Below are 22,067 nucleotides of genomic sequence, written 5' to 3'. Positions count from 1 at the left end.
TCGCCCTTCCCGATTTTATTTTCTGAGAATAACCACTATGTCCACCCCCGCCCCTGTCACTGCCGTCAACGTCCTGGTAGTCGAAGACGACGACATCGTCCGTATGTTGATCGTCGATGTACTGGAAGAACTGGAATACCAGGTACTCGAGGCGGACGGTTGCGAGCAGGCGCTGGACTTCCTGCGCAATCTGGATCAACCGATCGACCTGATGATGACGGACATAGGCCTGCCGGTGATGGACGGCCGCGAGCTGGCCAGGCAAGCCCGCCTGGTGCGACCTGCGCTGCCGGTCCTGTTCGCCAGCGGCTATGCCGAAAGCATCGACGTACCGGAAAGCATGGCGGTGATCGGCAAGCCTTTTTCCATCGACCAGTTGCGCGACAAAGTCAAAAGCATTCTTTCTTGAGCCCAAGCGGATTCTTGGTCACTATCGGCGCCCCCGCGCGCCGACTGCGCCTGATCCCTCCCAAGGAAATGCCTGCCCATGCCTCATCCCTCCGCCCTCAAGGTCCTGGTCATCGGTTATGTCTGGCCCGAGCCGCGTTCATCGGCGGCGGGTGGGCACATCATGCAGATCCTGGAAGCCTTCCTCGGGCAAGGCTGGGACATCACCTTCAGCAGCCCGGCGAGGCCCGGAGAGCACCGCGCGGACCTGATCGGGCTGGGCATCCACGAAGTGCCCATCGAACTCAACAACAGCAGTTTCGATGTGTTCGTCAGCGAACTGGCGCCGGATATCGTCCTGTTCGACCAATTCATGATGGAAGAGCAGTTCGGCTGGCGGGTCGAGATGCAATGCCCCGGCGCCCTGCGTGTGCTGGAAACGTCCGATCTGCAAAGCCTGCGCCACGCCCGGCATCAGCGCCTCAAGGACCGCTTGAAAGCTGACGAGACCTCCCAGGACTTCAGCGATCTTTTCGCGCCAGACCTGCCCGAAACATTCCAGCTGATGGCCGACACCGATATGGCCAAGCGCGAGATCGCCGCCTTGTACCGCTGCGACCTGAACCTGATGGTGTCCGAGGTGGAGATCGAGCTGTTGGTGGAGCACTTCAATGTGCCCCGCAGCCTCCTGTTCTGGTGCCCATTGATGATCGACTTGCCGGCCACGTCACCGGTGCCCTTCGAAGATCGTGCGCACTTCTTGAGTATCGGCAACTTCCGCCATGCGCCGAACTGGGACGCGGTGCTCTGGATGAAGAATGCCATCTGGCCGCTGATCCGCCAGCAACTGCCGGGCGCGCAACTGCACCTGTACGGCGCCTACACCCCGCCAAAAGCTGCCGCGCTGCATAATCCGACCCAGGGATTCCATATCATGAACTGGGCGGAGGATGCCCTGCAGGTGATGTCGGCGGCCCGCATCTGCCTGGCACCGCTGCGGTTCGGCGCTGGCATCAAGGGCAAGCTGGTCGAAGCCATGCTCTGTGGCACGCCAAGCGTCACCACGCCCATCGGCGCCGAGGCCATGTATGGGGAGATGCCCTGGCCCGGGGTTATCGGCCAGAGTGCCGAAACCCTCGCCAACGCCGCCGTGCAGTTGTACAGCGACCCGACCCGCTGGAGCCAGGCCCGGGATGCCGGCCTGAAGCTGCTGGCGGAGCGGTACCGCAAAGAGATTCATGGGCCGGCGCTGATTGAAAGTATCCTGGCGTGCCGTGCCAACCTGGGGCAACGCCGTCGTGACAATTTCACCGGCAGCATGTTGCGCCACCACCAGCACAAGAGCACCCAATACATGTCCCAGTGGATTGAAGAAAAGCACCGCAACAACGCAGCGGTGTAGGTGCCAGCAACACTGACGGCATGGCGCCAAGCGATCATCGGAAGAATATTCGGGGTTGGCACCTGCCCGGCGAAGGGGGCATTATCCAGCGGCGATAACAATAAAAGTGCAGGCCCATGACCCGAACAGCGCGAGTCACCGACCCTTCCTACGAGTTGATGGATGACCATGACGGACGGTCCATTATCTATCGCCAGCACGGCTTTCCCTGCCCGTTGGTGCGCTGGCATTTCCATAAGGAATACGAGCTGCACCTGATCGTCGCCAGTTCCGGCAAGGTGTTCATTGGCGACTACATCGGCAACTTCTACCCCCAGACCCTGTTTCTCACCGGCCCCAACCTGCCCCACAACTGGATCAGCCAGGTGGCCGAGGACGAGGTGGTACCCAAGCGCGACATGTTGGTGAATTTCACCGACGAGTTGTTCGAAAGCGGGCATCAGGTATTTGCCGAGCTCAAGACCATCGCGCCGCTGCTCGAACGGGCCCGCTACGGCATCGAGTTCCGCTGCAAGCGCACCATCCGCCAGGCGATGATCCTGATGCAGCGTATTGCCGACTCCCAGGGCATGAGCCGCCTGGGATACTTTTTCATCCTGATGGAGCTGCTCGCGACCACGGATGACTATCAAGTGCTCTCCGGCGGTGCGTCTTCACAGATGACCGATGAGCACAGCATCGACCGTACCAACCGGGCCGTGGACTACATTTTTGCCCATTACGCCCGGGAGCTGTCCCTGGAGGAAGTCGCCGAACACCTGGGCATGAAACCCACCTACTTCAGCCGGGTATTCAAACAGGCCACCGGTCGCTGCTTCATCGAATTCGTCAACCGCCTGCGCATCAGCAAATCCTGCGAACTGCTGGCTGACGGTGACAAACCCGTCACGGACGTGTGTTTCGAGTCGGGCTTCAACAACATCTCGAACTTCAACCGGCGCTTCCAGCAACTCAAGGGCATGACCCCTTCCCATTACCGGCGGCTCGCGGTGCAGCGGTTGACCGAGCAGAATCAGGGCTGAGGCTTTACTCCCCTGTGGCGAGGGGATTTATCCCCCGCTAGGTCGCGAAGCGGCCCCTTGCGTTCTAATTGATACACCGCGGTGGCAGAGATATTGGGGCCGCTTCGCAGCCCAGCGGGCGGTGCGACGATTCGCTAAATCCCCTCGCCACAGGTTAATCCTTTAACCAATGCTCCGGCTCAGTGCAAAAAAGTATCAGCACCAGTGCGACGGATGATTTGTCACGCCGTCCATAGAAGGCTGTAATCAGCGCACATTCTTCCCTTCATCCGGAAGACAAAAAACAATAACTGTCCTTCCGCCGCCTTCCGGCACGGAAAAGGAGTGCGCGATGAAACCTTCGGTAAAAGCTCTGCTTGTCTCCACCTGCATGACCCTCAGCAGCGTCAGTTTCGGCGCACAGACCCTCACCATTGCCACTGTCAACAACAGCGACATGATCCGCATGCAGAAGCTCTCGAAAACCTTCGAGTCGGAGCATCCGGACATCAAGCTGAATTGGGTGGTGCTCGAAGAGAACGTCCTGCGCCAACGCCTGACCACCGACATCGCCACCCAGGGCGGACAGTTCGATGTGCTGACCATCGGCATGTACGAAGCTGCACTCTGGGGTGCCAAGGGTTGGCTGGAACCGATGAAGGACCTGCCGGCCTCCTACGACCTGGAGGACGTCTTCCCTTCCGTGCGTGACGGCTTGTCCGTCAAGGGCTCGCTGTATGCCCTGCCGTTCTATGCCGAGAGCTCGATCACTTACTACCGCACCGACTTGTTCAAGGATGCCGGGCTGACCATGCCCGAACACCCGACCTGGACCCAGATCGGTGAGTTTGCGGAAAAACTCACCGACAAGAGCAAGGAACAATATGGCCTGTGCCTGCGGGGCAAGGCCGGTTGGGGTGAGAACATGGCGCTGATTACCACCCTGGCCAACGGCTACGGGGCGCGCTGGTTCGATGAGAAGTGGCAGCCGCAATTCAATGGTCCCGAGTGGAAAGACGCGCTGACCTTCTACGTCGACAACATGAAGAAGTCCGGCCCGCCAGGTGCGTCGAGCAACGGTTTCAACGAGAACCTGGCCCTGTTCAACAGCGGCAAATGCGCGATTTGGGTCGATGCCAGCGTTGCCGGCTCGTTCGTGACTGACAAGACCCAGAGCAAGGTGTCCGATCACGTCGGCTTCACCTTCGCGCCCCACGAAAAAACCGATAAGGGCACCTCCTGGCTGTACTCCTGGTCACTGGCAATCCCGACCAGCTCCAAGGCCAAGGATGCCGCCAAGGTCTTTGCCAGTTGGGCGACTTCCAAGGAGTACAGCCAACTGGTCGCCAAGACCGATGGCATCGCCAACGTACCGCCGGGCACCCGCACCTCGACCTACAGCGACGAGTACATGAAAGCCGCGCCGTTCGCCAAGGTCACGCTGGAGTCGCTGAAAGTCGCCGACCCGAAAGCACCAACCCTCAAGCCGGTGCCTTATATCGGTATCCAGTTGGTGACCATTCCCGAGTTCCAGGCCATCGGCACCCAGGTGGGCAAGTTCTTCTCGGGCGCGCTGACCGGTCAGCAGAGCGTGGACCAGGCGTTGACCGCCGCGCAGTCCACCACCGAGCGCGAGATGAAGCGCGCCGGGTATCCCAAGTAACCGCGCCGCTTCCATTTCTGTAGGAGATCCAGTGTGGGAGCGAGCCTGCTCGCGATGACGGTGTGACAGCCATCTCGATGTCGACTGTCAGGACGCTATCGCGAGCAGGCTCGCTCCCACGAGGAGCTGCTCCCACATCTGGGTTCTTCATAGGCCTGCACAAAACGGTTCAATGCCATGAATACTTCAACGACAACTGCCAAAGCGCCTCTCGAGCTTGCAGTACCGACGCGCAAGACCCGCCTGGCGAACCCCGGCTGGTTCCTGGTCAGTCCATCGGTAGCCTTGTTGCTGCTGTGGATGATCGTGCCCCTGGGCATGACCGTCTACTTTTCGATGATCCGCTACAACCTGCTCTACCCCGGTGAAAACGAGTTCGTCGGGCTGGAGAATTTCACCTACTTCCTCACCGACTCGGGTTTCATGCCCGGTGCCACCAATACTTTATTGCTGGTAGGCAGCGTGCTGCTGATCAGTATCGTGTTCGGGGTATTGATCAGCGCACTGCTGGAGGCCAGCGAGTTCTTTGGCCGCGGCATCGTCCGGGTCCTGCTGATATCACCGTTTTTCATCATGCCCACCGTAGGCGCGCTGATCTGGAAGAACCTGATTTTCCACCCGGTCTCGGGGATCCTCGCCTCAGTCTGGAAACTGTTCGGCGCACAGCCGGTGGACTGGCTGGCCCATTACCCGCTGTTGTCGATCATCATCATTGTCAGCTGGCAGTGGCTGCCCTTCGCGATCCTGATCCTGATGACAGCCATGCAGTCCCTCGACCAGGAGCAGAAGGAAGCCGCCCGCCTGGACGGCGCCGGTCCGATCGCGATTTTCTGGCACCTGACCCTGCCACACCTGGCCCGCCCGATTGCCGTCGTTGTGATGATCGAAACCATTTTTCTGTTGTCGGTGTTCGCCGAAATCTTCACCACCACCAACGGCGGCCCCGGCTACGCCTCGACCAACCTCGCCTACCTGATCTACAACCAGGCGCTGGTGCAGTTCGACGTCGGCATGGCTTCGGCCGGTGGTCTGATAGCCGTAGTGATTGCCAACATCGCCGCCATCCTCCTGGTGCGGATGATCGGCAAAAACCTCACTGACAAGAACTGAGGCCGCCGCCATGACACTTCAACAATCCCGCCGGCTGCAAAGCCTGCTGCTGGGCACGCTGGCCTGGGCCATCGCGATCCTGATTTTCTTCCCGATCTTCTGGATGGTGCTGACCAGCTTCAAGACCGAAATCGATGCGTTCGCCACGCCGCCGCAGTTCATTTTCGCGCCGACGCTGGAGAACTACCTGCACATCAACGAGCGCAGCGACTACTTCACGTTCGCCTGGAACTCGGTGGTGATTTCCTTCAGCGCCACGGCCCTGTGCCTGCTGATCGCGGTACCGGCGGCCTACTCCATGGCGTTCTACGAAACCCAACGCACCAAGGGCACCTTGCTGTGGATGCTCTCCACCAAGATGCTGCCACCGGTGGGCGTGCTGATGCCGATCTACCTGCTGGCCAAGAGCGTTGGCCTGCTGGATACCCGCATTGCGCTGATCATCATCTACACGCTGATCAACCTGCCGATCGTGGTCTGGATGATTTACACCTACTTCAAGGACATTCCCCGGGACATCCTCGAAGCCGCGCGCCTGGACGGCGCCACCCTGTGGCAGGAAATGGTTCGCGTGCTGCTGCCGATCGCCAAGGGCGGGCTGGCCTCCACCGTGCTGCTGTCACTGATCCTGTGCTGGAACGAGGCCTTCTGGTCGCTGAACCTCACCTCGTCCAAAGCCGCGCCGCTGACGGCCCTGATCGCTTCCTACTCCAGCCCCGAAGGTTTGTTCTGGGCCAAATTGTCCGCCGTCTCGACCCTGGCCTGCGCGCCGATCCTGATCTTCGGCTGGATCAGCCAGAAGCAACTGGTCCGCGGCTTGTCCTTTGGCGCCGTGAAGTAACGCGCCCAACACCCTAATCAGACGTGGAGGCCCATCATCATGGCCAACCTGAAAATCAAGAATCTGCAAAAAGGCTTCGAAGGCTTTTCCATCATCAAGGGCATTGACCTTGAGGTGAACGACCGCGAGTTCGTGGTCTTCGTCGGCCCATCGGGCTGCGGCAAATCCACCCTGCTGCGGCTGATCGCCGGTCTGGAAGAAGTCAGCGACGGCACCATTGAGCTGGACGGGCGTGACATCACCGAAGTCAGCCCGGCCAAGCGCGACCTGGCGATGGTGTTCCAGACTTACGCCTTGTACCCCCACATGAGCGTGCGCAAGAACATGTCCTTCGCCCTGGACCTGGCGGGCGTGCCCAAGGCCGACGTCGAGAAGAAGGTCAACGAAGCCGCGCGCATCCTTGAGTTGGGACCGATGCTCGAACGCAAGCCCAAACAACTGTCCGGCGGCCAGCGCCAGCGGGTTGCAATCGGCCGGGCTATCGTGCGCAATCCGAAAATCTTCCTGTTCGACGAACCACTGTCCAACCTCGACGCCGCCCTGCGGGTGCAGATGCGCCTGGAACTGGCGCGGCTGCACAAGGAACTGCAGGCGACCATGATCTACGTGACCCACGATCAGGTCGAAGCCATGACCCTGGCCGACAAGGTGGTGGTGCTCAACGGCGGGCGCATCGAACAGGTCGGCTCGCCCCTGGAGCTGTATCACCAGCCGGCCAACCTATTTGTCGCCGGGTTCCTCGGCACGCCGAAAATGGGCTTCCTCAAGGGCAAGGTCAGCGCACTCAACAGCCAGGGCTGCGAAGTTCAGTTGGACGCGGGTACACGCATCCAGTTGCCGGTCAACGGCGCCAGCCTCAGTGTCGGCAGCCCGGTCACCCTGGGCATCCGTCCGGAGCACCTGAACCTGGCGCAACCCGGCGAGTGTACGTTGCAAGTGACCGCCGACGTGAGTGAGCGACTGGGCAGCGACACGTTCTGTCACGTCAACACCACGTCCGGGGAGGCCTTGACCATGCGGGTTCGCGGCGACCTGGCGAGCCGTTTCGGCGAGCAGTTGAACCTGCACCTGGACGCCCAACACTGCCATTTGTTCGATGCCGATGGCGTAGCGGTCACCCGTGCGCTGCGCGCCGCCGCCTGACTACCGAGACTTGTGATGAAACTCAACCGCCAAAACCTGCATAACCTCAAGCCGGAAGTAGCCCTGCCCGCCTATCCTGTGGGCGATATCCGCCAAGGCATCGCCCACATCGGCGTCGGCGGCTTCCACCGGGCTCATCAGGCGTACTACACCGATGCGCTGATGAACACCGGCGCGGACCTGGACTGGGCCATCTGCGGCGTTGGGTTGCGGGCCGAAGACCGCCGCGCCCGGGATGACCTGGCCGGCCAGGATTACCTGTTCACCCTTTATGAACTGGGTGACACCGACGACACCGAAGTCCGCGTGATTGGCGCCATCAACGACATGCTGCTGGCCGAAGACGGCGCCCAGGTGCTGATCGACAAATTGGCGGATCCGCAGATCCGCATCGTTTCACTGACGATTACCGAGGGCGGCTACTGCATCGACGACAGCAACGGCGAATTCATGGCCCACCTGCCGCAGATCCAGCACGACCTGGCCCACCCGGAGGCTCCGACCACCGTATTCGGCTTCCTCTGCGCCGCCCTGGCCAAGCGTCGCGCCGCCGGGACGCCGGCGTTTACCCTGATGTCCTGCGATAACCTGCCCCACAACGGCGCGGTGACCCGCAAGGCGTTGCTGGCCTTCGCCACGCGGCACGACGCCGAGCTGGCGCAGTGGATCGACCACAACGTGAGCTTCCCCAACGCCATGGTCGACCGCATCACCCCGATGACCAGCGTCGCCCATCGCCTGCAACTGCACGACGAACACGGCATCGACGACGCCTGGCCGGTGGTCTGTGAGCCGTTCGTGCAGTGGGTACTGGAAGACAAGTTCGTCAACGGGCGCCCGGCCTGGGAAAAGGTCGGCGTGCAGTTCACCGATGACGTTTCCCCCTACGAAGAGATGAAGATCAAACTGCTCAACGGCAGCCATCTGGCCCTGACCTACCTGGGGTTCCTCAAGGGCTATCGCTTCGTCCATGAAACCATGAACGACCCGTTGTTCGTGCGTTATATCCGTGCCTATATGGACCTGGATGTGACACCGCAACTGGCCCCCGTGCCGGGCATCGATCTGGGCAGCTACAAGGACACCCTGGTGGAGCGCTTCTCCAACCAGGCCATCGCCGACCAGCTGGAACGGGTATGCTCGGACGGTTCGTCGAAGTTTCCCAAATTCACCGTGCCGACCATCAACCGCCTGATTGCCGACGGTGGCGAAACCCGGCGCGCGGCGCTGGTGGTCGCGGCTTGGGCCGTATACCTCAAGGGGGTCGACGAAAACGGCGTGGGCTACACGATTCCGGACCCACGGGCGGGATTCTGCCAGGCACTGGTGGCCGACGATGCGCTGGTGACCCAGCGGATGCTGGAGGTCGAGGAGATTTTTGGCACGGCAATCCCGAACTCGGCGGAGTTCGTCGCGGCCTTCGAATGGTGCTGCAACAGCTTGCGCGAACATGGGGTGACCCGGACACTTGAGCGGGTGCTGGAGGGTTAGGTTCGCATCCTGTGGCGAGCATTCATTGATCTGAGGATTTTTATGGCAAATCAACAGTTGTTCCTGGGCATCGACTGCGGCACCCAAGGCACCAAGGCCTTGATCCTGGATGCGAACAGCGGCCAGGTCCTGGGCCAGGGCGCCGCTGCCCACACCATGATCAGCGGCGCCAATGGCCGGCGTGAACAAGACACCGGGCAATGGATCGATGCGTTCACCCAGGCCACTCACCAGGCCTTGGCAGACGCCGGTGTCGATGGCCAGGCGATTCTCGGCATTGGCGTCTCCGGCCAGCAACATGGCCTGGTGTTGCTCGATGAGCAGGATCAGGTGCTGCGCCCGGCCAAGCTCTGGTGCGACACCGAAAGTGCCCCGCAAAACGATCAACTGCTGATGCACCTGGGCGGCGAAAGCGGCGCCCTGGAGCGTCTCGGTGTGGTCATCGCCCCCGGCTACACAGTCTCCAAGCTGTTGTGGACCCGGGAACACCATCCGCAGGTTTTTGCTCGTATCGCGCACATCCTGTTGCCCCACGACTTCCTGAACCACTGGCTCACCGGCCGTCATTGCAGCGAATACGGCGATGCCTCGGGCACCGGCTATTTCAACGTGCGCACCCGTCAATGGGACCTGCAGCTGCTACAGCACATCGACCCCAGCGGCCGGTTGCAAGCGGCGCTGCCGGAACTGATCGAGGCCCACCAACCGGTCGGGCGCATCCTGCCGGCCATTGCCGCACGCCTGGGCATCAACCCTGATGCCGTCGTGGCAAGCGGCGGTGGCGACAACATGATGGGCGCGATCGGCACCGGCAACATCCAGCCCGGCGTGATCACCATGAGCCTCGGTTCCTCCGGCACAGTCTATGCCTATGCCAGCGAGCCCGCGGTCAGCCCCGAAGCCTCGGTAGCGGCCTTCTGCTCATCCAGCGGTGGCTGGCTGCCGCTGATCTGCACCATGAACCTGACCAACGCCACCAGCGCCATACGCGAGTTGTTCGAGCTGGACATCGAGGCGTTCAACACCCTGGTGGCCCAAGCCCCGATCGGCGCCGAAGGGGTCTGCATGCTGCCGTTCCTCAACGGTGAACGGGTCCCCGCCCTGCCCCATGCCACCGCCAGCCTGCTGGGCCTGACGACCACCAACCTGAACCGCGCCAACCTATGCCGGGCCGTGGTCGAAGGCACCACCTTCGGCTTGCGCTATGGCCTGGACCTGCTGCGTGCCACAGGGCTGGAGGCGCGGAGCATCCGCCTGATCGGCGGCGGCTCGAAGAGCCCGGTATGGCGGCAGATCGTTGCCGACATCATGGATACCACCGTCATCTGTACTGAACAGAGCGAAGCGGCTGCCCTGGGCGCGGCGATCCAGGCAGCGTGGTGTCATTCCGGATCGCAACAAGGCCTGGCCGAACTCTGCGAGCGTTGCGTCAAGCTCGACCCGGCCAGCGAAACCCGGCCGGTCGCCGAACATGTCGCGGCCGCCCAACAAGCCTATGAAACTTATCGACAACACGTCGCAACCCTTTGAGAGCAGACATCCATGTATCTGGTGTGTGGTGAAGCACTGTTTGATTTCTTCAGTGACAACGAAGACGGCGGCCCGGCCTCGCAGGTCAACTTCAAGGCCATCGCCGGCGGTTCGCCGTTCAACGTGGCGCTGGGGCTGCGTCGCCTGGGTGTGGAATCGGCGCTGTTTGCCGGCCTGTCCACCGACTACCTTGGCCGGCGCTTGCGGCAGGTCCTGATCAACGAAGGCGTCAGCACAAAATACCTGCGGGATTTCGACGCACCGACCACCCTGGCGATGGTCGCCGTGGGCGCAAACGGCTCGCCCCACTACAGTTTTCGTGGCGAAGGCTGCGCGGACCGGCAACTGGGCCTGCAACACCTGCCCGAGTTGGACCCTGAAGTGAGAGGCCTGCATTTCGGCTCGTTCTGCCTGGTGGTGCAACCGATTGGCGACACCCTGCTGGCGCTGGCGCAACGCGAGAGCGGCAAGCGCCTCATCAGCCTGGACCCGAACGTGCGACTCAACCCGCAGCCGGACATCGACCTGTGGCGCTCACGGATTGCAACACTGGTGGAATACGCCGACCTGATCAAAGTCAGCGACGAAGACTTGAGCCTGCTCTATCCCGGGCAGGATCCTCAGGTGGTGATCGAAGGCTGGCTGGAACATCGTTGCCAATTGGTGTTCCTGACCCGCGGTGGCCAGGGCGCAACCGTGTTCAGCCGTCGCCATGGTACATGGTCGATGCCGGCCTGCTCGGTGAAAATCGCCGACACCGTAGGCGCAGGGGATACCTTCCAGGCTGCCTTGATTACCTGGTTGATCGAACAGCAATTGGATTCAGTCGAGGGACTGCTGACGCTGACCCGGGATCAGATCAGCGCCATGCTCGACTTTGCCATGCGTGCAGCCGCGCTGACCTGCGGCAAGACCGGGCCGGACCTGCCCTATCGCCAGCAGTTGAACTGACCACTCACCCCAGCGACTGCCGCTTCGTCCGGACATTGCGGCAGCCTGGGTGTAGCCAAGTGTTTCGCTTAACCCACTTTTAATTCCGCGATCCGACACTGCCCCGGACCGCGCCCTCCCTGACAGAGTCGCCGCGCGGCAGATCTCGATGCCAAGGCATCAGGTCGACGTCTCTCTGTTGCGGAGTTTTGAACATGAATACTTATGCGCTAGTAGTCACTGCGTCCTTACTGGGCCTGTTTGGTATCACCGGTTTGGCTCAGGCCGACGATGCCCCACAGTCCACGCCATATCACTATGGCATGCCGCTGGAAATCAAGAAGGTGCTGTCATTGACGGAACCATCCACACCTTATTGCGAAGTCATCACCGCACAAATGGTGTACATCGACAAGGCGGGACAAACCCGGGATGTGTCCTATCAAAAGCTTTCGGATGCTTGTACGAACGACAACTGAATGCCATCGCCGCATTGAAACTGGACGCCCGGGTTCGGCTACCAGCCGGACCCGGGCGTCAGATTACCGAGACAGGCCGCGATCAGCGCCCGGTCATACGGTGATGTTGTTGATGAAAGTAGTTCCCACTGCCGTGGTTGTGGTCGAGTTCGGTACGCAACTCGGCAATCAGGTCGTTGATCGCCCGACAGCCAGTGAGTTTATTGGCATCGATATTGGACTTGATCAAGGCCACACGGTCGGTTTCATGATCATCGAAAATCTTGATCGTCATCGTCAGATCGGGTGACAAGGTGCATTGCGAGCGCTTGGGCAACAAACTGCTTTCAATGATATTGCGCATTTCGAGGGCAGATAGAAACATGGCAACTCTCTCCTGTTGAGGCGGCCAATTTATGTTTACAACGTCGGTACTTCGTCCGTTTCTTCCTTGTGGACTGAGACTACGAATACCGTGTCGTATGTTCATTTCTTGGCGTTCTGATCAATGAGCCCGGGAAGCGAACTCCTGAACCATCCCGCAAAGAACATGCCTGCATTTGCCACATTTTTGTTTGATATAAATCAACAACTTAGTGTGCCGGCGCGCCGAACGTCCCGTGCAAAATGCAAGAGAACGGCGCTTCCTTCTTGCAAACTGCATGCAGACCGCAATCACTTTCTTGCTGTCCGAAGGCTAGAGTAGCCCCAATTTGCAAAGGCGGGGCCGGGCATCCGTCGGGTAGTCGAAAAAAGCGATGACAGGTCGTGTCAGGCTGTTTCGACGGCGGCACGCTCCGCCACATGGCGCAAACTGTCGAAGTTGATGTTGGCCCCCGAGTCGATGGCGATCAGGGTCTGGCCACGGGCACCGGTGCGAGCGACGTACTGTTTGATGCCCGCCACGGCCAGGGCTCCGGAGGGCTCGGTGATGGAACGGGTGTCATCATAGATGTCCTTGATCGCAGCGCAGAGCTGGTCGTCGCTGACGGTCATCACCTCGTCGACACAAAAGCGGCAGACATCGAAACCATGGGCGCCGATCTGCGCCACGGCGACACCATCGGCGAAGGTTCCCACGGTCGGCAGGACAACGCGCTCGTCTGCAGCCAGCGCCGCCTGCAAGCAAGCGGAGTGTTGCGATTCCACACCGATGATGCGGACTTCCGGACGCAGGTATTTAACGTAGGCCGCAACCCCGGCGATCAGGCCCCCACCGCCGACCGGGACGAAGATGGCGTCCAGCGCACCGCTGTGCTGGCGCAGTATTTCCATGGCGACCGTGCCTTGGCCGGCGATGACATCCGGATCATCGAACGGTGAAACGAACTCTCTACCGGTCTGCCGGGCCAGTTCCAGCGCATGCGCCAGGGCGAACGGAAAACTCTCGCCGTGCAGCAGCGCCTCGGCACCGCGATGACGCACGCCCAGCACTTTCAGCTGCGGCGTGGTCACCGGCATGACGATGCAGGCCGAGATTCCCAGCTCCCGTGCCGCCAGTGCAACCCCCTGGGCATGGTTGCCGGCCGAAGCGGTGATGACGCCACGGGCTCGCTGCTCCGGCGTCAATTGCACGAGTTTGTTGTAGGCGCCTCGGATCTTGAAGGAAAACGTCGGTTGCAGGTCTTCACGCTTGAGCAGGATCCGGTTTCCCAGGGTTTCGGACAGCGCAGGAGCCGCTTGCAGCGGTGTGCGCACGGCGAGTTCGTACACCGGCGCGGCGAGGATCTTCTTAACGTAATGCTCCAGCAAGGTTTGCTCGGGGCGGGAAGCGGTCATGGCGGTCTCCTGGTTTGAATCGGGCCCGGGAGACAGAAAGAAAAAACCCGCCTCAAGGGCGGGTTGGGTGCAGCCGTCAGCTAGCCCGCCAGATAAGGAATGGCGGTAATAATGCTTGGCTGGCTGCGCAGTACGGTAGAAGTCATGGCTGGAAATTAGCCGGGCACTGCTGGCAAGTCAATGGTGAGTTGCGCTTGTCCAGCAATAATCCCTGTGGGAGCGAGCTTGCTCGCGATGGCGGTGTCTCTGTTACAGAAAGGTTGAATGTGCCGCCGTCATCGCGAGCAGGCTCGCTCCCACAGGGGCCCGTGTTGGACTCGACTCTCTGATCATACGAAAACCGGGTGGGAGCGAGCCTGCTCGCGATGGCAGTGTGTCAGTTGATGAAATATTGACTGGCTACCCCTCACCGCGAGCAGGCTCGCTCCCACAGTTTTTCCGGGTGCCTACAGGATCCGGGTCATTTGAGCCCGACTTTATACAGTGCCCCGTCGTTTTCATCCGTCAGGACATACAGGTAGCCATCCGGTCCCTGGCGCACATCGCGGATCCGCTCCTTGAGCTCGCCCAGCAGGCGCTCTTCGTGCACGACCTTGTCGCCTTCCATCTGCAAGCGGATCAGGTTGCGGGACACCAGCGCACCGATGAAGACGTTGTGCCGCCAAGGCTTGAAACGCTCGTCGTCATAGAACGCCATGCCGCTGAGGCCCGGCGAGACTTGCCAGACATGGTGCGGGCCAAGCGTGCCTTCGGCGTTCTTGCCCTGGGCTTCGGGAATCGGTGCGCCGGAGTAGTTGATGCCATGGGTCGCCAGCGGCCAGCCGTAGTTCTTGCCACGCTCGATGATATTCAGTTCGTCGCCGCCCCTGGGGCCATGCTCGTTTTCCCACAACGTGCCGTTCCAGGGGTTGAGCGCGGCCCCTTGGGGATTGCGAATGCCATAGGACCAGATCTCGGGACGGACATTCTTCTGGCCAACAAAAGGGTTGTCATCCGGCACCTTGCCGTCCGGGTAGATGCGCACGATCTTGCCTTGCAGCTTGTCCAGGTCCTGGGCCGTCGCCCGGTCGTTGTTTTCCCCCAGGGTGACGAACAGGTAACCCTCGCGGTCGAAGACCAGCCGCGAGCCGAAGTGATTACCCGTGGAGAGCTTGGGCTGCTGACGGAAAATCACATCGAAGTTCTCCAGGCTCTTGAGGTCTTCGGACAACTGCCCGCGACCTACCGCGGTACCGGCCTTGCCGTCTTTACCGGCTTCGGCGTAGGACAGGTACACGGTGCGATCCTGTTTGAAGTCCGGCGACAGCACCACATCCAGCAAACCACCCTGGCCGTTGGCCCATACCTCGGGCACACCGCTCAATGGCGCCGACAGCCGACCATCGGGGCTCACCAGACGCAGATTGCCCGGTCTCTCCGTGACCAGCATGCCCCGCTGCCCCGGCAGGAACGCCACGGACCAGGGATGTTCCAGGCCCCTGACCACGGTGGTCACCTCCACGGTGCCCTCTTCACTCTTCAATACCTGGGTTTGCGCGGCGCAGGCCGGCGCGGCCAGGGTCAGGGCCGCACTGGCGCAGAGCGCGGCCTGGAGTGTTTTACGCAACATGCACACTTCCTTCTGTGATGGATAACAGGACGACTAGCGATTGCTGCCGTTCGGGTTCCTGGGTGGCGTACCGGATTCGATGGTGGGCCTGGGCGAACCGGCCGGCGGGCCCGAACGCGGATAGCCATTGCCGATACCGCCGTTTTCCAGGGTCGGTCGACGAGGCACCGGAATCGTCGGGTTGTTATGGATCGTCGGTACGTTGGGCTGGGTTCCCTGCATGCTGTTGGGATTGGCCCGACGTATGGGATTGTTATAGGGGTTGTTGTTGCCCGGCAGGTTCTGGGCCACGATCACAGGGCCCTGGCCGGGTGTCGCGGCCTGAGCGACGGCGCTCAGCAATAGCGTGGTGATGGCGAGTACGAGCCTGTTCATCGGTACCTCCTGCTTCGCGGAAATCGCTCAGGGATATCGAAAACACGCTACCGCGCAGGTTCACGGTTGTTAAGCGAAATATCCGCTTGAAGATGTAACGAGGCTTCTCTGAGAGCAATCCTGTGGGAGCGAGCCTGCTCGCGATGGCAATGTTGACTGACACTCCGCCATCGCGAGCAGGCTCGCTCCCACAAGGGCACCTTCCGGGTCGGTATTCATCGAAGAGGCACCGCCCTGCCACACCGCCAACCGGCGCCCGATGGAAACTTTTTCAAAGGCAGGAAGGTCACCAGAGAGAACCCTTTATGGCAAGGAAACCGCAGCATGGCACGGGCAATCTGGAAAGGCGCAATCAGTTTCGGACTGGTCCACATTCCCGTGGCGCTGGTCTCGGCGACGTCGTCCCAAGGCGTGGATTTCGACTGGCTGGACAAGCGCAGCATGGATCCGGTGGGCTACAAGCGGGTCAACAAGGTCACGGGCAAGGAGGTGACCAAGGAAGACATCGTCAAGGGCGTCGAGTACCAGAAAGGCCAGTACGTGCTGCTCAGCGAGGAGGAAATCCGCTCCGCCCATCCCAAATCGACCCAGACCATCGATATCTTTTCTTTCGTCGACAGCGAGAAGATCCCGCTGCAGAACATCGACACGCCCTACTTCCTCGCTCCCGACAAACGTGGCGGCAAAGTCTACGCCTTGCTTCGCGAAACCCTGATCAAGACCAACAAGGTGGCCCTGGCCCACGTCGTCCTGCATACCCGCCAACACCTGGCGGCACTGATGCCCCTGGAGTCGGCCCTGGTGCTGGTGATGCTGCGCTGGCCGGCAGAAGTGCGCGGGCTGGACATCCTGGAACTGGGTGACGAGGTCACCAAACCGAACCTGGTCAAAGGCGAGCTGGAGATGGCCAAGCGCCTGGTGCAAGACATGAGCGCCGACTGGGAACCCCAGGACTATCGGGACAGTTTCCAGGACAAGATCATGGAGCTGGTGGAGAAGAAGGCCAACGAAGGCCGGCTCGAAGCAGTGGAAACCGACCCGGGCGAAGAACAGCGCAAGACCGCCGATGTCATCGACCTGACCGAACTGCTCAAGCGCAGCCTGGGCAGCAAGGGCAAGGCCTCTGACAAGCCCGCCGCAAAAACGCCTGCAAAAGCTGCGAAGACCAGTAAATCCGCTCCCGCCAAAAAAGCCCCCAAGGCCTCCCGGGGCTAAACCACGGACGTTAGCGATACAAGGGAATCTGTCATGGCCAAGGCCGATCGTGAATCTGCCCCCACATCCGAAAGAACCGTGAGCAGCCGCCCCCAACGGGGCCGCAAAAAACGCCTTCCCGAACGACTGCTGCCACAACTGGCGACGCCCGTGGAGCAACCGCCCACCGGTGAATGGCGCTATGAAGTCAAATTCGATGGCTATCGGTTGCTGACCCGCATCGAGGATGGCGAAGTCCGCCTGTTCAACCGCGACCATCAGGATTGGACCGAACGCCTCAAACTGCACGCCCAGGCCCTGGCGGAGCTGAACCTGAGAGACAGTTGGCTGGACGGCGACCTGGTTCTGCTCGACGAAACCGGCCAGTCCGACATGGGCGCCCTGCGCGACGCCTTCGAAATCGGCCGTACGGTGGACATGGTCTACGTGCTGTTCGACGCCCCCTTCCTCAATGGCGAGGACTTGCGTCAGACCCCCGTGGAAGAACGACGCGCGGCGTTGAGAAAAGTCCTCAAGCACCACGGTGGCAAGCGACTGCGCTTCTCCGAAGCCTTTTCCGCCAGCGAGGATGAGATCCTGGAAAGCGCCAGCGCCCTCTCGCTGGATCGCGTGGTCGGCAAGCGTCAGGGCAGCCCTTATGTGTCAAGGCGCAGCAGCGACTGGGTCAATCTGAAGTGCCGGCTGCGCCAGGCCTTCGTGATCGTCGGGTTCACGCGCCCACAAGGCAGGCGCAACGGCTTCGGTGCCTTGTTGCTCGCAGTCAAAGATTCTTCGGGATGGGTGTATGCCGGCCGGGTCAGCAGCGGGCTCGGCCAGGATGAAATCAAACGATTGCACGAGCGACTGTCCGCCCAGGAGCGCGCTGATTCGCCCCTGGCCAAACCTGTCAACCCGACACAGGGTCGCGGCGTGCAGTGGGTCGAGCCTGACCTGGTCTGTGAGGTCGAGTTCACCGAATGGACCGCCAGCGGCCTTGTAAACCAGGCCGCTTTCGTGGCGCTACTCGACGACATGCCAGCGAACAGGATTGTCCGCGAACACCCGCTGCCGAGAAAAACCGGGACGCCTGAATCCAAGCGCGGCGGCAAGAAACGCGAGGTAGACGTCGAGGGCGTGCAAATCACCCATCCCGAGCGCGTCATCGACAGTGTCAGTGGCGTGCATAAAGTCGAACTGGCGCAGTATTACGCGCAGATCGCACCGTGGATCCTGCCCCACCTGAAACAGCGCCCCGTTGCGCTGTTGCGGGCACCGGACGGAATCGGCGAGGAACAGTTCTTTCAGAAACACGCCGATCGCCTGGAAATCCCCCATATCCGACAACTGGATCCGGGACTGGACCCGGGCCACGCCGCCCTGATGGAAATCGACAGCCTCCAGGCGCTCATCAGCGCGGCGCAGATGGGCACGGTGGAGCTGCATACCTGGACCGCCACCCACGACCGGATCGAGACGCCGGACCTGTTCGTCCTGGACCTGGACCCCGATCCGTCACTGCCTTGGAGCGCCATGCTCGAGGCCACTCGCATGACCTTGTCGGTGCTCGATGAGCTGGGCCTGCAGGCGTTCCTCAAGACCAGCGGCGGCAAAGGCATGCACATCGTCGTGCCGCTGGCGCGCAGCGAAGGCTGGGACGCCACCAAGGCCTTCGCGAAAGCGATCTCACAGTTCATGTCCCGCCAGATGCCGGAACGGATCACCGCGACCATGGGGCCCAGGAACCGGATCGGGAAGGTATTCGTCGATTACCTGCGTAATGCCCGGGGCGCCAGCACGGTCGTCGCATACTCGGTACGCGCCCGGCCGGGCTTGCCGGTATCGGTTCCGGTCGCCAGGGCCGAACTCGACGGCCTGCGCAACGCCCAGCAATGGGATATCCAGACGGTCCTTGAACGGGTCAAGGCCCTGAGAGCCGATCCATGGGAAGGTTACAGCCACCGCCAACGGATCACCGCCAGGATGTGGGAGCAACTGGATGCAGAAAAGCCCAAGGAATGAACATATGCTCCGGTAGGAGCCGGGCAAGGGTTCAGATCCAGATGAACACTGCCAGCAGGCCACCAAAGAACGCCCACTTCTGGAGGTAATACAGCTTTCGGTTGCGCTTCTTCAGCGCCTTGCCCTGCAAGCGAATCTTATAGAGCCTGGAGAACGCCCGGTTCAATCCGCCCGTCTTGTCACCGGCATCGTTCGGCGCACCCGCAGCGGCCATCACAGTACGGCTGAACCAGCGATTGAACGCGGTCGCCCAGCGAAACCTCATCGGACGCTCCACGTCGCAAAACAAAATGATGCGGTTGTGAGAAGTGGTATTTTCGGCGTAATGGATGAAGGTTTCGTCAAAGATCACCGCCTCGCCATCGCGCCAATGGTAAGGCTCGCCATCGACATTGATATAGCAACCGGCATCGTTGGGGGTTTCCAGGCCCAGGTGATACCGATAGGACCCGGCGTACGGGTCGCGGTGCCGAACCAGTCTGGAACCTGGCGGCAGCTCGGCAAACATTGCCGCCTTGATCGAACCGATGCTCTGCACCAGTTCGGTGGTGCGTGGACACAGCTTCATGGCCGAGGGGTGGCTGTCGCCGTACCATTTCAGATAGAAGCGCTTCCAGCCCGTTTTGAAGAACGAATTGAAACCCACATCGTCGTATTGACTTGAACGCTTGATCGCCCCTGCTTGCAACAGGCTCTGGCCCTCGGCGCGAATTTCTTCCCAATGGGCCTGCAGGGGGCTCAGGCCAGGAAAGTCTACCGGGCTCAGGTATGGCTTGTTAGGCAGTTTAGAACACAGGTAAAGCAGGCAATTGACGGGCGCCAGGAAGGACGAATGGTCGCTTAGCTGGCGTCCGAGCTTATGCCGCACGCGTCCGCGCAGGTGCACATAGCCGATGGACAGGATATAGATTGCGGCAATGATGAGTTTCACGGAGTCCGTCACACTAGTGGAGTGAACAGGTCGCGTCCCTGGCCAACCAAGCGGCAAAAAGGGATGGCAGCTGAAAGGTGGCATTTTAGCCACAGGTTGTAACTGAAAGTTATCCTCATTTGTGAAAAACCGTCTTGCCCAGGCAATACCCTATCGTTAACGCGGCCAGATCAGTACAATCGCCGCCAAATATTGTGCGCCCCCCTTTTGGCCGACACCGTGAACCCGGTTTCGCGCACATCCACTCGGGCCCGGCGCTTCGTATGCTGCTGTCCTCTTATGCCGGATGGACCCTTGCGCTTGTGACCGCGCCGCCTTGCACGGTTGCGGATCGGCGCAGACAGGTACTGAACAGGTACTGCCGCACCCTTAGCTACTCTGAATGTTCCGCAGGATAAACCTTTGATCTCTACAGCTAACATCACGATGCAGTTCGGCGCCAAGCCGCTGTTCGAAAACGTCTCTGTCAAATTCGGCGCGGGCAACCGCTACGGCCTGATCGGCGCCAACGGTTGCGGCAAGTCGACCTTCATGAAAATCCTCGGCGACGACCTCGAGCCGTCCGGCGGCCAAGTCATGCTCGAGCCGAACGTACGCCTGGGCAAATTGCGCCAGGACCAGTTCGCCTACGAGCAATTCACTGTCATCGACACCGTGATCATGGGTCACGAAGAGCTGTGGAAGGTCAAGGCCGAGCGCGATCGCATCTATTCGCTGCCGGAAATGACCGAAGAAGACGGCATGGCCGTGGCCGAGCTGGAAACCGAGTTCGCCGAAATGGACGGCTACACCGCCGAATCCCGCGCCGGTGAGCTGTTGCTGGGCCTGGGTATTCCGCTGGAGCAGCATTTCGGCCCGATGACCGAAGTCGCGCCAGGCTGGAAACTGCGGGTGCTGCTCGCCCAGGCACTGTTCTCCGATCCGGAAGTGCTGTTGCTCGACGAACCGACCAACCACCTGGACATCAACACCATCCGCTGGCTGGAAAACATTCTCACGGCGCGTAACAGCACCATGATCATCATTTCCCACGACCGGCACTTCCTGAACAGCGTCTGCACCCACATGGCCGACCTGGACTACGGCGAGCTGCGCCTGTTCCCGGGCAACTACGACGAATACATGATCGCCGCGACCCAGTCCCGCGAGCAGTTGCTGTCGGACAACGCCAAGAAGAAAGCCCAGATCGCCGAGCTGCAGACCTTCGTCAGCCGCTTCTCGGCCAACGCCTCGAAAGCCAAGCAGGCCACCTCCCGCGCCAAGCAGATCGACAAGATCCAGCTCGCCGAGGTCAAGCCATCGAGCCGCGTAAGCCCGTTCATCCGCTTCGAGCAGACCAAGAAACTGCACCGCCAGGCGGTGACCATCGAGCGCATGTCCAAGGGTTTCGATGGCAAGACTCTGTTCAAGAACTTCAGCTTCACCGTCGAAGCCGGCGAACGCGTGGCGATCATTGGCCCCAACGGTATCGGCAAGACCACCTTGTTGCGTACCCTGATGGGCGAGCTGGCGCCGGACGCCGGCTCGGTGAAGTGGACCGAGAGCGCGGAGCTGGGCTACTACGCCCAGGACCATGCCCATGACTTCGCCGACGATGTCAGCCTGTTCGACTGGATGGGCCAGTGGACCCAGGGTGAACAGATGATCCGTGGCACCTTGGGCCGCATGCTGTTTTCCAACGACGAGATCCTCAAGTCGGTCAAGGTCATCTCCGGTGGCGAACAGGGCCGCATGCTGTTCGGCAAGCTGATCCTGCAGAAGCCGAACGTACTGGTGATGGACGAACCTACCAACCACCTGGACATGGAATCCATCGAAGCGCTGAACCTGGCGCTGGAGAACTACCCGGGCACGCTGATCTTCGTCAGCCACGACCGTGAGTTCGTCTCGTCCCTGGCCACCCGCATCATCGAGCTGAGCGCGGATGGCGTGGTCGACTTCAGCGGTACCTATGATGACTACCTGCGCAGCCAGGGTGTGATGTTCTAAGTCAGCCTCGAGCTGCAAGTGAAAAGCCCTGTCCAATGTGACGGGGCTTTTTCATTTCAAGAACACAGCCCCCTGTGGGAGCGAGCCTGCTCGCGATGGCAGTATGTCAGCCGACATATTGATCAACTGACACACCGCCATCGCGAGCAAGCCCGCTCCCACAAAGGATTTGCGGTGACCTTCGTCCGCGTATTTAGTTAGCCAGCTTTCTTTTA

Annotated in this window: 18 protein-coding genes and 1 pseudogene; 14 read left to right on the top strand and 5 right to left on the bottom strand. The window is 60.9% G+C overall.

What is annotated here, in order from left to right; translation table 11 throughout:
• Positions 1 to 37 precede the first annotated feature (37 nt).
• The 11 genes from LOY35_RS13660 (at position 38) to LOY35_RS13610 (ending at position 11,977) form a co-directional block, all read left to right on the top strand.
• The gene (locus LOY35_RS13660; RefSeq protein ID WP_258633282.1) at positions 38 to 409 is read left to right on the top strand and encodes a response regulator; all 372 of its coding nucleotides are present in this window, start codon (positions 38 to 40) and stop codon (positions 407 to 409) included.
• 78 nt (positions 410 to 487) lie between these two features.
• A complete protein-coding gene (locus LOY35_RS13655; protein ID WP_258633279.1) occupies positions 488 to 1,789 on the top strand; it encodes a glycosyltransferase family 4 protein in 1,302 nt (433 codons plus the stop codon).
• Between the two features lie 116 nt (positions 1,790 to 1,905).
• The gene (locus tag LOY35_RS13650; RefSeq protein WP_258633278.1) at positions 1,906 to 2,811 is read left to right on the top strand and encodes an AraC family transcriptional regulator; all 906 of its coding nucleotides are present in this window, start codon (positions 1,906 to 1,908) and stop codon (positions 2,809 to 2,811) included.
• Positions 2,812 to 3,142: 331 nt separating this feature from the next.
• On the top strand, positions 3,143 to 4,453 hold the full coding sequence (locus LOY35_RS13645) for a sugar ABC transporter substrate-binding protein (protein WP_258633275.1): 1,311 nt from the start codon (positions 3,143 to 3,145) through the stop codon (positions 4,451 to 4,453).
• 177 nt (positions 4,454 to 4,630) lie between these two features.
• Complete coding sequence (locus LOY35_RS13640) at positions 4,631 to 5,563, top strand: carbohydrate ABC transporter permease (protein ID WP_258633272.1); 933 nt, start codon at positions 4,631 to 4,633, stop codon at positions 5,561 to 5,563.
• 10 nt (positions 5,564 to 5,573) lie between these two features.
• Positions 5,574 to 6,404, top strand: a complete 831-nt coding sequence (locus tag LOY35_RS13635; protein WP_258633270.1) for a carbohydrate ABC transporter permease — start codon at positions 5,574 to 5,576, stop codon at positions 6,402 to 6,404.
• A 39-nt stretch (positions 6,405 to 6,443) separates the two neighbouring features.
• Entirely contained in the window at positions 6,444 to 7,547 is a 1,104-nt protein-coding gene (locus LOY35_RS13630; RefSeq protein WP_258633267.1) for an ABC transporter ATP-binding protein, read from the top strand.
• Between the two features lie 15 nt (positions 7,548 to 7,562).
• Entirely contained in the window at positions 7,563 to 9,038 is a 1,476-nt protein-coding gene (locus tag LOY35_RS13625; protein WP_258633266.1) for a mannitol dehydrogenase family protein, read from the top strand.
• 42 nt (positions 9,039 to 9,080) lie between these two features.
• A complete protein-coding gene (gene xylB / locus LOY35_RS13620; protein ID WP_258633263.1) occupies positions 9,081 to 10,568 on the top strand; it encodes a xylulokinase in 1,488 nt (495 codons plus the stop codon).
• 12 nt (positions 10,569 to 10,580) lie between these two features.
• Positions 10,581 to 11,519 (top strand): carbohydrate kinase, encoded by a 939-nt coding sequence (locus LOY35_RS13615; RefSeq protein WP_258633261.1) that lies wholly within the window; start codon positions 10,581 to 10,583, stop codon positions 11,517 to 11,519.
• Between the two features lie 194 nt (positions 11,520 to 11,713).
• Positions 11,714 to 11,977: a DUF2790 domain-containing protein gene (locus LOY35_RS13610; RefSeq protein WP_258633258.1), complete on the top strand. Its 264-nt coding sequence runs from the start codon at positions 11,714 to 11,716 to the stop codon at positions 11,975 to 11,977.
• 82 nt (positions 11,978 to 12,059) lie between these two features.
• On the opposite strand, the gene LOY35_RS13605 is transcribed toward LOY35_RS13610, so the two are convergent.
• The 4 genes and pseudogenes from LOY35_RS13605 to LOY35_RS13590 form a co-directional block, all read right to left on the bottom strand.
• Complete coding sequence (locus LOY35_RS13605; protein WP_175362633.1) at positions 12,060 to 12,341, bottom strand: DUF1652 domain-containing protein; 282 nt, start codon at positions 12,339 to 12,341, stop codon at positions 12,060 to 12,062.
• A gap of 404 nt (positions 12,342 to 12,745) precedes the next feature.
• A pseudogene (gene ilvA / locus LOY35_RS13600) lies at positions 12,746 to 13,735 on the bottom strand (threonine ammonia-lyase, biosynthetic); the annotation flags it as partial.
• Between the two features lie 460 nt (positions 13,736 to 14,195).
• Entirely contained in the window at positions 14,196 to 15,344 is a 1,149-nt protein-coding gene (locus LOY35_RS13595; RefSeq protein WP_258633251.1) for a PQQ-dependent sugar dehydrogenase, read from the bottom strand.
• Between the two features lie 33 nt (positions 15,345 to 15,377).
• The gene (locus tag LOY35_RS13590) at positions 15,378 to 15,719 is read right to left on the bottom strand and encodes a hypothetical protein (protein ID WP_258633249.1); all 342 of its coding nucleotides are present in this window, start codon (positions 15,717 to 15,719) and stop codon (positions 15,378 to 15,380) included.
• Between the two features lie 324 nt (positions 15,720 to 16,043).
• Between LOY35_RS13590 and LOY35_RS13585 the strand changes: the two genes are divergently transcribed.
• Both LOY35_RS13585 and ligD read left to right on the top strand, forming a co-directional pair.
• On the top strand, positions 16,044 to 16,934 hold the full coding sequence (locus tag LOY35_RS13585) for a Ku protein (RefSeq protein WP_258633248.1): 891 nt from the start codon (positions 16,044 to 16,046) through the stop codon (positions 16,932 to 16,934).
• Between the two features lie 33 nt (positions 16,935 to 16,967).
• The gene (gene ligD, locus LOY35_RS13580; protein ID WP_258633246.1) at positions 16,968 to 18,932 is read left to right on the top strand and encodes a DNA ligase D; all 1,965 of its coding nucleotides are present in this window, start codon (positions 16,968 to 16,970) and stop codon (positions 18,930 to 18,932) included.
• Between the two features lie 31 nt (positions 18,933 to 18,963).
• Here ligD and lpxO read toward each other — a convergent pair whose 3' ends face one another.
• A complete protein-coding gene (lpxO, locus tag LOY35_RS13575) occupies positions 18,964 to 19,863 on the bottom strand; it encodes a lipid A hydroxylase LpxO (RefSeq protein WP_258633244.1) in 900 nt (299 codons plus the stop codon).
• 402 nt (positions 19,864 to 20,265) lie between these two features.
• Here lpxO and LOY35_RS13570 point away from each other — a divergent pair, with 402 nt between their 5' ends.
• Positions 20,266 to 21,852 carry an ABC-F family ATPase gene (locus LOY35_RS13570; protein ID WP_258633242.1) on the top strand — a complete coding sequence of 529 codons (1,587 nt, stop codon included), beginning with the start codon at positions 20,266 to 20,268 and terminating at the stop codon, positions 21,850 to 21,852.
• Positions 21,853 to 22,067: the final 215 nt, after the last annotated feature.

This window comes from Pseudomonas sp. B21-028 (assembly GCF_024749045.1).
Taxonomy (GTDB): Bacteria; Pseudomonadota; Gammaproteobacteria; order Pseudomonadales; family Pseudomonadaceae; genus Aquipseudomonas.
This window is presented reverse-complemented; position numbering and strand designations above follow the sequence as displayed.